We start from the raw sequence: 12,173 nt of genomic DNA on the forward strand, positions 1-12,173 counted from the left end.
CCAAAAGGCTAGTTTAGCCTTGCAGCAGCTGCAATACCTGCTGTGGTCGGGCGTTGGCCTGAGCCAGGATGGACAGGCCGGCCTGTTGCAGGACCTGCGTCCGCGCGAGCTCTGCGGTTTCCGCGGCAAAATCGGCGTCCTGGATCCTGGATCGGGCTGCCGTCAGGTTTTCCGAAGTGGTGCTCAGGTTCGCAATGGTGGATTCGAAGCGGGACTGAACCGCACCCAGATCCGCTCGGATACCGTTGACCACCGACAGGGCACCGTCAACGATTGAAATGGCGTCGTTGGCACCTTCTACCGTACTGATATCGATACTTGAGACCGTCTCTCGCTGTGCGCCGACAGGCGTGTCGGCTGCCACGTCAAAGAGTGAGCCGGCGGTGTTATCGATGTCGGATGTGACGGCGTAGGCGCCTGAAGACGAAAAGTCCACGGTGCCCGTCACGACCACAGAATCCTGGGCGGCATCGTCACCGATCAGATCGGTTGACGCGCCGCTACCGGTAACGCCGGCGACGGTCATGTTGCCAGGACCACTGTGGGAGAAGTTCTCGATCTGGATGTCTTTGCCCGCATCCTGGGTCAGGACGATCGTGTCATCCTGGACCTTGGCGTTGATGCCTGTCTGGCCGGCTGCCTTGTTGATCACCGATGCCAGTTCCGTCAGATCATTGGGGTCGTTGATGGACGCCGAGATCGTGGAGGTCTGCCCCCCTGAACTGAGATCGAAAGTGACCGTGCCGGCAGCGTTGGTGGTCAGTGTCGTTTCAGTACGGGCGGTCGCCGTGACACCGGTACGTTCTTCTTCCTTATTAACCAGGGCCGCAATGTCCGCAGCCGATGCGCCCGCCGGGATCGCGATGTCGACTTGATCCAGGGCGCTGGCAACGGTCAGGTTCTGGGCGGCCACCGGATGGTTGGCTGCAGTGATGTTAGCGGCAACAGCAGACGGTGAGCCGGACCCGAGGTTATCCTGATCGTTGACGCTTTCGATCGAGTAGTTACCCAGGTCATCGTTGGTCGCGCCGGTGACCGAGACTGAAATGTTCTGGTTTTCGTTGGCGCCCACCTGGAAGGTCTGGGCCTGGAACGAACCGTCGAGGAGTTTCAGACCGTTGAATTCGGTCGTCTCCGCGACGCGTTGCAGCTCCTGCTTCAACTGGTTGACTTCGCTCTGCAGGGCCGCGCGATCCGAAGCGGAGTTGGTGGAGTTGGCAGACTGTACAGACAGCTCGCGAATCCGCTGCAGGATTTCGCCGGATTCGTCGAGGGCGCCCTCGGCCGTCTGTGCCAGGGAGATGCCGTCGTTAGCGTTGCGCACAGCCTGGTTAAGGCCTTTGATCTGCGACGTGAATCGCTCGGAAATCGCAAGACCGGCCGCGTCGTCCTTGGCGGAGTTGATGCGCAGGCCTGAAGACAGACGTTGCAGAGCCGTGTCGGCGTCCCGTTGTGATGTGTTCAGGTTTCGCTGGGCATTCAGCGAGGCAATGTTCGTGTTGATAATCTGAGGCATATCGCTCTCCTTATTCAGAGAAGCCGGTAGCTCAGTGCCCGATCACAAGGACGCCCTGCCGGCCGTTATTCAGAAAATTCATTCCTGAGCGGCACAAAGCGAAGGCCATGCCAATTTTTGGTTATCGTTTATAACCATCTAATAAATATGAAAAAATAGTTAATTATTTGCGTGATGGGTGGGGGTGGTGACGAGCTTTTGGCGGGGCGGCAAGGCAGGCTTTTGCCGCTTTTACAATCCTTAACAATAAAAACCGAAGTTTTTTCTAAAGGAACCGTAAGGGTCGCCGTTAAGCACTACAGCAGGGCGGCGCACCCAAACAAACGAGGACGGGCGCCAGACCTCTTCCAAGAGAAACATAGGTTTTATAGGAGAAGCATCATGGCTCTCGGTATCAACACTAACGTCGCTTCACTGTCCGCTCAGAACAACCTGAACAAATCCCAGTCTCTGTCGGATCAGGCTCTGGAGCGTCTGTCTTCTGGTCTTCGCATCAACTCCGCCAAGGACGATGCCGCGGGCCTGGCCATTTCCTCTCGTTTCGACGCGCAGATCCGCGGTCTGAACGTTGCCCAGCGCAACGCCAACGACGGCATCTCCCTGGCACAGACCGCTGAAGGCGCCCTGGGCCAGGCTGGCGACCTGCTGCAGCGTATTCGTGAGCTGTCTGTACAGTCTGCCAACGACACCAACTCCTCCACCGACCGCAAGTCGCTGCAGGCTGAGGTGACCCAGCTGCAGGCCGAGCTGAACCGTGTTGCTGACACCACCAACTTCAACGGCCGTACGCTGCTGAACGGTGATTTCACCAACTCCCAGTTCCAGGTCGGTGCGAACGCCAACCAGACCATCAACGTGTCTCTGGGCAGTGCTCGCGCAACTGACATTGGTAACTACACGGCTGATACCAGCAACGGTACGCTGACCGGCAACCTGACTGCGGCGGCGGCTGCTGATCCGGGCGGCAACAACGTTACTGCTGGCAATATCACAGTGTCTGGCAACGGTGCGACCGAAAAAGCAGAATTTGCCGACGACGCAACTGCGAAAGATATCGCTGCTTCAGTGAATGAGCTGACCTCAAAAACGGGTGTTAGCGCCGATGCATATACTGAAGCAACTATCTCTAACCTGACAGCAGGTACGGTTTCTTTCGATCTCAAGGGCGAAAACAGCACTGCAGTGACTATCTCTGCAACGGTTGAGTCTGGCGACAACAGCGCACTGGTTACGGCCATCAACGATGCGTCTGCAACGACAGGTATTACCGCGAGCCTTGACGATTCTGGCAACGTATTGCTTGAAAGTGACGCTGGCGACGACATCGTCATCGCAGATTCGTCTGCCAACGTTACGGTGACTTCTGCCGATGGTTCGACGGCTGATCTGGTTGCTGGCGGCAACGACAGCACCCGCGTTACTGGTGAAGTTGATTTCAGCTCCAGCTCTGCCTTTAGCATTGTCGGCAACGCTGATGAAGTTGTAAGCAGCACCGCCGAAAGTGGCCAGCTCCAAAGCGTCGCCGCAATCGACATCACCACGGCTGACGGTGCGAACGCTGCGATCGACACCATCGACGCTGCACTGACCTCCATCAACAGCCAGCGCGCTGACCTGGGTGCGATTCAGAACCGCTTCACATCGACCATCGATGCGATTGCGACCACTTCTGAAAACCTGTCCGCTGCGCAAAGCCGGATCCTGGACGCGGACTTCGCCGCTGAAACTGCGAAGCTGTCCAAGTCCCAGGTCCTCCAGCAGGCTGGTATCTCTGTCCTGGCGCAGGCTAACGCCCGCCCGCAGCAGGTCCTGTCCCTCCTGCAGTAACAGGGATAGCACGGTAACGGCCGGTCCCCTCGGGGGCCGGCTTTACGCCGTATGAGGATAGCGAGGTGAGCTATGACTGACGTAAACCTGAACAGCCCGGATTTGAAGCTGGTTCGCTCCAGTGAACAAGCTCCGGCTCGGGCGTCTGCGTCACCTCAGGCAGAAGGAAGCAAGCCTTCCGCTCGAGCCAAGGATACTTCCAACGTTGTGTCGCTTGACCAGTCGCAGCAGCCTACAAAAGTGCAGCGGATGGAAAAGCAGGAGGAAGCCCAGAGGGAATCTCTTGATCAAGCCGTTTCCCGCCTCAACGATTTTGTCCAGACGGTACAGCGAGACCTGCAGTTTGAGGTCGACAATGACTCCGGCAAGACGATCGTGCGCGTGGTGGATCAGCAAACGGAAAAAGTGATTCGGCAGATTCCGGATGATGTGGCTTTGAGGTTGGCCGAAAATTTGCAGCAGGATGAACCGCTGACGTTATTCAATATCGAAGTGTAGGCGCTTGCCGCCTCTCAATCCGGTCACGAGTAACGGAATTTCAGCACCGCCGCCTTCGCGAGAAGCCGGCGGTGTTCTGCGTTAAGGGCGCTTTGCTGAAGATCGTGAATAATCCTGTGGCGTCAATAGGTTGGGGCGAGTGGGAACCACGAGAGCCGACCAAGAGTGCGGCCCGAGGGCCAGACGGTCTATCCTGGTTACCGACGGTCCTGGATGCCGGGTCTCGGATACATGTTGTTACAAATTGGCGGTCGTAACTGGCAAAGTTTTGCCGCTTCTGGCCGATAAGCGTACAAATGGATAAGGCAGCCTTCTTGGGGAGGCGATCGATATGGCTAACATTTCTTCATTGGGGATTGGTTCCGGCGTTCTGACGTCTGATCTGGTGGACCAGCTGGTAGAAGCCGAGCAGAAGCCGACGGCAAACCGGTTGGACAGCAAGGAAAAGGAAACCGAGGCCCTGATATCCGCTTACGGGACCCTGCGCAGCGCTATCACGGAACTGCGGCTGCCCATGCGCCAGCTGAGTTCGGTCGAGAATCTGAAAGCCTTTTCCGCAACGTCATCCAGTGAGGATGTCGAAGTTTCTGTGGACAGCGCATCCGCCAGCCGCGGCAACTACACCATCCAGGTCGACAGTCTGGCGCAGGCCCAGTCTCTGGCATCCGGCACGTTCGAAGATAAGGACGGCACCGCTATCGGCACGGGTCGGATTAGCCTGAGTGTGGGCGGCGAAGTCAAAAACATCGATATCGACAGCTCGAACAACACTCTGCAGGGCATCGCCGATGCCATCAATGATGCGGATATTGGCGCCAGCGCCGGGGTGATCGATACGGGTAATGGCTATCGTCTGGTGTTGTCTTCAGATGAAACCGGCACCGACAACGCCATCCGTATTTCGGTCAACGATGGCGACGGCAACAACACTGACGGTTCCGGGCTGTCGCAGTTCGTCTTCAATGACACCACCCAGAACCTGACCGAGACCGTGGCCGCGCAAGATGCGGTCGTTCAGGTCAACGGCATTACCATCACTCGGTCCTCCAACACCATCGAAAACGTGGTCGACGGGCTTACGTTTGATGTGAAGGCGGAAGGTGCCACCTCAACGGTCAAGGTTACCCAGGACACCGGGGCCGTGGCCGATCGGGTTCAGTCTTTCGTCGACAAGTTCAACGCGCTGCAGCAAACCATTCAGGGGCTGGCCGGCTACAATGCCGAAACCCAGCAGGGCGGCCTGCTGTCCGGCGATGCCACCGTTCGCAATATCCAGAATCAGCTGCGCAACATGCTGACGGGCGTCGTCCCCGGTCTCGAGGATGCCGGCGTACGCTCTCTTGCCGATGTGGGGATCACCACAGACTACAAGACCGGGCAGCTGAGCTTTGATGCCAGCAAGTTCCAGACGCAGCTTGAGAAATACCCGGATGACGTTGCCGCTTTGTTCGGCGAACAGGGGCGGGCGTCCGATTCCCAGGTGGAGTTCATCAGCAGCAACGTGAATACCGAGCCTGGTGAATACAGTATCAACGTGACCCAGGCGGCGACGCAGGGTGCACTGACGGGCGCAAACGCCGGCACGGGCTCCGTCACGATCGATGGCAACAATGACAACCTGTCGTTCAAGATTGACGGGTCCACCTCAGTCAGCATCCAGCTGACCGCAGGTACCTATACCCGCGACGAGCTGGCCGCTGAAATCCAGTCCCAGCTCAACAGCAGCGGCAGCCTGAGTGCGTCCGGCAAGAAAGTCCAGGTTGAGTTCGATTCGACCAGTGGCGCACTGAGCTTCAAATCCGGCGCTTATGGCAGCGATTCGAACGTCAGCATCACCTCGGTGGATACCAACAGTGCCGCAGACCTGGGGTTGTCCGTTGCCACGGGCACGGCCGGAAAAGATGTGGCCGGCACGATCAATGGTCAGCGGGCCTCCGGTGAAGGGCAGATTCTCTACGTCGAGGGAACGTCCCAGGCGGCGGGCATGCAGGTGCGCATCACCGGCGATGCTACCGGCAATCGTGGAACCATTACCTACATTGAGGGGCTGGGGGAGCGGACCGTCAATATGGTGACGGACATGCTCAGCGCCGATGGTGCGCTTGAAGCGCGTACCGATAGCCTGCAGGACACGCTGGATGATATCGCAGATGATCGCGAGCGACTGCAGACCCGCATCGACGCGTACCGGGAGCGCCTGGTGTCGCAGTTCAGTGCGGCCGACTCCCTGATTTCGCAGCTCAATAGCACCAAAGACTACGTCACCCAGCAGCTGGCGGCTCTGGCTCCAAACAGCAATAATAACAACTAACCCGTTGTTACGAAGGCAATCAAGAGGTTGATTATGAACGGTTTACAGGCATATCAGCGGGTCAATACCCAGACCAGCATCACCGATGCCGACCCGCACAAATTGATTCAGCTGTTGTATAACGGCGCTCTGGAACGGATCAATATGGCCAAGGCGCGTATGCAGGCCAAGGATTACGAAGGTAAAGGTCGCCTGATCAGCAAAGCCATCGAGATTGTCGGTGGTCTGCGCAGCTTCCTGGACTTTGAAAAAGGCGGTGAGCTGGCGCGTCATCTGGAAGGGCTGTACGACTACATCGAGCGCACGCTGTTTGAGGCCAATCGCCAAAACGATGTCGCCAAACTGGATGAAGTGTCTGACTTGCTGCGTCAGGTCAAGGAAGGTTGGGACGGAATCCGCGAAGAGGTCATGTCTGACCAGCAGGCCGTCGGCTAACCGATAGCCGATGTTGTGCTGACAGCCGCGGGGCACCAATGGTCGAATAGGGGCTGATTGTCATAGCCGGTAAGCTGGTGCCAAGCTGGTTCGTTTGAGCGGTTGTCCTGCCACATGAAGCCCATTGTTCGGCATCCGGTTGCCGTAGTTCTGCTGACCTTTCTGGTGCTGGCTCTCGACGCGGCCCACGCCAAAGAGCCCCACAGGGGGGACGATTACCCGGAACCTGCCATTTTTGTCATTCCCGAAGTCTGGCCCTGGGGTTATGAAGGTCGTTATGGCCAGCCGGACGGCACGTTGGTGGCTTTTGCTCATCGTCTTGTTGCCGTCGCCAACCTCCCGATCACCTATGAATTAAGGCCACATCGTCGCGCCATCAGCGAATTGCTGGAAGGCACTGCGGATTTTGTGGTGCTGTTTGAAAGCCCGGCTCTGGATAAAGCCGCCATCAACCTCGGCACGGTTGTGACCACGCAGGTGATGCTGACCGCGCTTGCGGACAGCGACTTTGAACTTTCTCTTGATGGATTGGCGGGCAAACCGGTCGCGTTCGTTAACGGTACCTATTACGGTGAGGTCTTCGAGCAGGCGAAGACAATCCAAAAGTTTCCGGTGCGGGACATTTTTCAGGCTATTGAGATGCTGAAGCTGGGGCGTGTCAGCGCCATCCTGTGCAGTGATCAGGCCCTCTATCACACCATGCGATCCCTCGAACTTTCATGGAATCAGTTTCGCACTGCCGTGTTTCGCAAAGGGCAGCGGGGCATCCTGTACATGTCGAAAAAAGCACGCTACCCGCAACTGCGAGAACCTATTCAGGCTGCCCTGCGGCAGCTTGAACGGGACGGCGACCTCGCCGATATCTTCCAGTTATCACACTGACGATCAGTCCTCGATCGCCACCAGGCCTTCCAGGTGAGCCGTGACGCCCTCGGCGAGCGCTTTCAGGTGATATCCCCCTTCGAGCGTCGACACGACACGGTTATCCGAGTAATCCCGGGCAATCGACGTAATCAGGTCGGTCAGCCAGCGGTAGTCCGCGGCTTCCAGTTGCAGTTCGGCCAACGGGTCCGACTTGTGGGCATCGAATCCAGCGGAAACCAGCACCAGTTGCGGTTTGAATTCTTCCAGGCGATGCAGCCAGGCTTCTTCGACGATTCGTCGATAGTCTGTGCCGGACGTGCCAGCGGCAATCGGCGTATTGATGATGTTTTCCGGCAACCGGTAGACATGGGAGTGAGGATAGAAGGGATGCTGGAAGCTTGAGCACATGAGCACCCGCTCATCGCCCTGGACGATATCGACTGTGCCGTTGCCCTGATGCACGTCGAAGTCGATGATTGCGACACGCTCCAGGCCGTGGAAATTCAGGGCGTGCCGGGCGGCCAGGGCGATGTTGTTGTAGAAACAGAAGCCCATCGATTTACCGCGCTCGGCGTGGTGACCCGGCGGACGTGCCGCGACAAAGGCATTGGTGGCCTGGCCAGACAGCACCATATCAACCGCCTCCACATTGGCGCCGGCGGCCAGGCGCGCGGCACGCAGCGTGTGAGGCATCATCGCCGTATCGGGATCGGTGAACACGCGACCCCGGGTGGGCTGCATCATGTCCAGCTGACTGAGGTAGGTTTCCGGATGGACCTGCAGGAGCTGGTCCCGGGTAATTTCCTCGGGCCGCACCCAGTCCAGTTGCTGCTCCAGCTCGGTGTCCGCCAGGTAGCTGATGATGGCATTGAGCCGTTCCGGTGACTCGGGGTGCTCCGGCCCCATGTCATGCTTCAGGAAGTCGTCGTGGTAGAAGAACGCAGTTGTCATTATTGGTCCCGTATTACCGGTGCGCTGTGGCATCTCTTTTTGCCATGGTATCAGGGATGGCAGGGTCTCGCTTTGCTTCTTTGGTGGGTTTTCATACCGTCCTTGCGGGGCCGGATAGGTGCGACAACAAGTCATTTCAAATGGTAAAAGTTTCGTTTTTAAATCCACCCCGGACCGCCTAACATGAGAGGCAGATTGGAGTACGGCTGACGCGGGGGCGACGACTTGAGCACACGGTATCTGGAAAGCCTGTTCAATCCGGAATCGATTGTGATTGCCGGTGCATCGGAGCGGGCGGAAAACCTGGGCGGGATGGTGCTGCGGAACCTGATGGCCGGCGGTTTTCCGGGCCAGTTGCTGGTGATCAACCGCAACGAGTACCAGAACGTCCACGGCGTGCCCTGTGTGCCAAAAGTGTCGCGCATGCCCATGAAACCGGATCTGGCGATCGTCTGCACGCCGCCGGACACGGTGCCCAAGATGATTCGCCAGTTGGGCGAGGCCGGTGTCCGCACGGCGATTGTGATGACCGGCGGGATGTCCCGGGCCCACAGCAAGACCGGTCAGCCGCTGATGTACTCGGTCCGCGACGCGGCGCGCGAAGCCGGTATTCGGGTGCTCGGACCGAACACGATCGGTCTGATGGTGCCGTTCCGCAGCCTGAACGCCACCTACGCCCATATGGGGGCGATTCCAGGAAAGGTTGCGTTTGTGGGGCAGTCGGGCACCGTGGCCAGCTCCATCATCGACTGGGCGTTCGCTCGAGGCGTGGGCTTCTCGCACTTCCTGACCCTGGGTGATGGCATGGACATCGGTCACGACGACCTGATCGATTACCTCGCACAGGACACCCGCTGTCGCGCCATCCTCCTGCACATTGAAAGCATTCCCAATCCTCGACGGTTTATCTCGGCGGTTCGAGTTGCCTCCCGCACCAAGCCGGTCATTGCTGTAAAGAGCGGACGGGTGCCGGAATCCGAGTGGATGCCGGTGCAACGTCCGGTGGGTGTGACCCGAACGGACCCGATCTATGATGCCGTCCTGCGCCGCGCCGGTGTGTTGCGGGTGGACGGTCTCAGCCAGATGTTCGACGCCCTGGAAACCCTGACCCGCATGCGCCCGGTGCGCCGGGAAGAGCTGGTGATCATGGCCAACGGGGTCGGGCCGGGCGTGTTGGCGGTGGATCGGCTGGCGGGGCTCGATGGCGATTTGGCCACCCTGTCGAACGAAACCGTCGAGTCGCTGGCCAAACACCTGCCGTCCTACTGGACCCGCAAGAACCCCATCGACCTGAACTACGATGCGTCGCCGGAACTCTACGCCGAGGCGATCCGGATCCTGGCCAAGGATCCCAACGTCAGTAACGTGCTGGTGATGTACGCCCCGAGTCTGACGGAAGACAGTCTGCAGATTGCCGATGCGGTGGTTCAGGCCAGCAAGGGTACCCGCTTGAACATCTTCACCTGCTGGCTGGGCCAGAGTACGGTACTGGAGGCGCGGGACGAGTTCTATCGGGCCGGTATTCCGTCGTTCTTTTCGCCGGAAAAAGCCGTTAACGCCTTCATGCAGCACGTTCATCATCAGCGGGTCCAGCGGCTGCTGCGGGAAACGCCGGAGTCCTTCACCGATCACTTCGCCGACAGCTCCGTGGCCCGCAAGTTGGTCATGAAAGCGCACCGTTCCGGGCGCAATCACCTGTCCAACAGCGAGGCGAGGGCGGTCATCCGCGACTACGGGATCCGCGCGGTGGATACGGTCTACTGCGATGATGTAGAAGGTGTGGTGGAGAGTTTCCAGGTCGAACGCCGCCCCATTGACGTCACCCTGATTCATGAGCGCGGCTGTCACCCGTTTATGGAAGAGCAGACCGGTCGCGGACGCTACAAATCGACGATTCAGGGGCTCAATAGTGAGTCGGCGATCATCGAATCCTGTCAGGTCCTGATGGACGAGTACCGAGCGCACTTCCCGCGCAGTGGTTTCCTCGGATTTGCCGTGCAGCGCACCTACCAGCACCTGGGCGGTATCGCCTTCAGCGTGGGCATTACCCGGGATCCGGTGTTCGGCCCATTGGTGGTCTGTGGTGCGGCCGGCGCCAGTGTCAACGTGATGACCGATCGCCAGATCGCATTGCCGCCCCTGAATATGGTGCTGGCCAAAGAGCTGCTGCGGCGAACCTATATGTATCGCCTGTTGCGCGAATACAGCCTGCAGCCGGAAGAGGACATCCGGGCGATCTGCGAGACCCTGGTGACCCTGTCCCAGATCGTGATCGATATTCCGCACATCCGCGGGCTGGAAATCCTGCCATTGTTATTTGATCGCAACGGTGCCGTGGCGGTGGACGTGGCCATCGACCTGGCTGAAGAGCCGGGGCGTCCGATTATCCAGCCCTATCCTCGGGAGCTGGAAGAGTGGGTGGTTTTGCCAAAATCCGGGCGTAAGGTGATCGTGCGGCCGGTACTGGCTGAGGACGAGCCCGCGCATCTGGAATTCCATCATCACCAGTCACCGGAATCGATCCGCTACCGGTTTTTCCAGTACCGCAAGCATTTCTCCCACGAAGACGTGGCCCAGATGGTCCAGATCGACTATGACCGTGAAATGGTGTTTATCGCCAACGCCGAACGGGAGGATGGCAACGGCGAGGAAACCCTGGGCACCGTGCGCGTCTGGACCGACGCCGACAACCTCCAGTGCGAATTCGCCGTCATGGTCCGGGATGACATGAAAGGCGAGGGCCTGGGCTACATCCTCATGCGCAAGATGATCGACTACTGCCGCGCCCGCGGCACCGTGGAAATGATCGGCAACGTCTTGCCGGACAACCACCCCATGCTCAACCTGGCGCGCCATCTCGGCTTCGAGATCACCTACAACATGGAAGAAGACGTCATGGACCTGCGCCTGCCGCTCAATGAGCCGGAAACGGATTGGCAAAGGGAGAGGTTGCGAGGGTAACGTTTTTGCCCAGCATAAGCTTAAAAGGGCACCTTCGGCGCCTCAGAAGCTAAAGCATCTGCTACATGCTCGAGTTGACTGGCAATGTAGCCGACGCTTCAGCTTCGGAGCAGCCCGCAGGGCTGCTAGCGTGTTGTCGATATTCTTAAAGTTTCGACTGAAGCCATAACAGAGCCCCTGTCGGCGCCTCAGAAGCTAAAGCATCTGCTACATGATCGAGTTGATTGGAAATGTAGCCGACGCTTTAGCTTCGGAGCTGCCCACAGGGCAGCCATCCATCAGGATTTACGCCTTAGCCCAAATACATCGAATCCCAATGTGGATATTCGCGAACGGTCCGCACTATCCCTGCTCGCACAGGATTAAGAATAATGTATCGCGCGATATCCTGTCGGTCCTCGATTCTTCTCAGCGTCCGCTCGTGATAGCCCTTTTGCCAGGGGATTTTGCTACCGGCATTTCGTGATGCCTGAATTTTCAGGTGAGCTAAAACGTCTCCGAGGCTTCCGACGCCAGTCAGCGCCATTAGAAGATGCAGGTGATCGGGCATAATGACCCAAGCCATGACTTTTGCCAGGCCACTCTCTTCCGTTTTCCTTAACGCAGCGACTGTAGCCCGGGCCGTGTTGAAGTCCTGGAAAGCCGGATAGCGATTCTGAGTGCATGCAGTGACCAGGTATTCCTGGCCTGCTATTGAATGTCGGTGGGCGGTGGCGTTCTTATAACTCAAGAATTAACTCCTTCCATGGAGTTGGCATTCAACGGGCACCTTACGGCGCCTCAGAAGCTAAAGCATCTGCTACACGCTCG

9 protein-coding genes are annotated in these 12,173 nt (G+C 58.4%); 6 read left to right on the plus strand and 3 right to left on the minus strand.

Annotated features, from left to right (window positions below; genetic code table 11):
• Positions 1 to 13 precede the first annotated feature (13 nt).
• Positions 14 to 1,516, minus strand: coding sequence for a flagellin (locus JL474_RS09145; RefSeq protein ID WP_203141793.1), 1,503 nt, complete (start codon positions 1,514 to 1,516; stop codon positions 14 to 16).
• Positions 1,517 to 1,897: 381 nt separating this feature from the next.
• On the opposite strand from JL474_RS09145, the gene JL474_RS09150 reads away from it, so the two are divergent.
• From JL474_RS09150 to JL474_RS09170, 5 genes are all read left to right on the plus strand, one after another.
• Entirely contained in the window at positions 1,898 to 3,343 is a 1,446-nt protein-coding gene (locus JL474_RS09150; protein ID WP_203141794.1) for a flagellin N-terminal helical domain-containing protein, read from the plus strand.
• Positions 3,344 to 3,415: 72 nt separating this feature from the next.
• Positions 3,416 to 3,841, plus strand: coding sequence for a flagellar protein FlaG (locus tag JL474_RS09155; RefSeq protein ID WP_203141795.1), 426 nt, complete (start codon positions 3,416 to 3,418; stop codon positions 3,839 to 3,841).
• Between the two features lie 331 nt (positions 3,842 to 4,172).
• Positions 4,173 to 6,152, plus strand: a complete 1,980-nt coding sequence (gene fliD, locus JL474_RS09160) for a flagellar filament capping protein FliD (protein WP_203141796.1) — start codon at positions 4,173 to 4,175, stop codon at positions 6,150 to 6,152.
• A 33-nt stretch (positions 6,153 to 6,185) separates the two neighbouring features.
• Positions 6,186 to 6,587, plus strand: a complete 402-nt coding sequence (gene fliS, locus JL474_RS09165) for a flagellar export chaperone FliS (RefSeq protein ID WP_123634956.1) — start codon at positions 6,186 to 6,188, stop codon at positions 6,585 to 6,587.
• Between the two features lie 114 nt (positions 6,588 to 6,701).
• The gene (locus tag JL474_RS09170; protein WP_203141797.1) at positions 6,702 to 7,469 is read left to right on the plus strand and encodes a substrate-binding periplasmic protein; all 768 of its coding nucleotides are present in this window, start codon (positions 6,702 to 6,704) and stop codon (positions 7,467 to 7,469) included.
• A gap of 3 nt (positions 7,470 to 7,472) precedes the next feature.
• Here JL474_RS09170 and JL474_RS09175 read toward each other — a convergent pair whose 3' ends face one another.
• Positions 7,473 to 8,402: a histone deacetylase family protein gene (locus JL474_RS09175; RefSeq protein WP_123634954.1), complete on the minus strand. Its 930-nt coding sequence runs from the start codon at positions 8,400 to 8,402 to the stop codon at positions 7,473 to 7,475.
• 225 nt (positions 8,403 to 8,627) lie between these two features.
• Here JL474_RS09175 and JL474_RS09180 point away from each other — a divergent pair, with 225 nt between their 5' ends.
• The gene (locus tag JL474_RS09180) at positions 8,628 to 11,363 is read left to right on the plus strand and encodes a bifunctional acetate--CoA ligase family protein/GNAT family N-acetyltransferase (protein WP_123634953.1); all 2,736 of its coding nucleotides are present in this window, start codon (positions 8,628 to 8,630) and stop codon (positions 11,361 to 11,363) included.
• Between the two features lie 292 nt (positions 11,364 to 11,655).
• Here the strand turns inward: JL474_RS09180 and JL474_RS09185 are convergent, their stop codons facing one another.
• Positions 11,656 to 12,093: an REP-associated tyrosine transposase gene (locus tag JL474_RS09185; RefSeq protein ID WP_203141798.1), complete on the minus strand. Its 438-nt coding sequence runs from the start codon at positions 12,091 to 12,093 to the stop codon at positions 11,656 to 11,658.
• Positions 12,094 to 12,173 lie beyond the last annotated feature (80 nt).

Origin of the sequence: Marinobacter mangrovi (genome assembly GCF_016798325.1) — a bacterium.
Lineage (GTDB): Bacteria > Pseudomonadota > Gammaproteobacteria > Pseudomonadales > Oleiphilaceae > Marinobacter_A > Marinobacter_A mangrovi.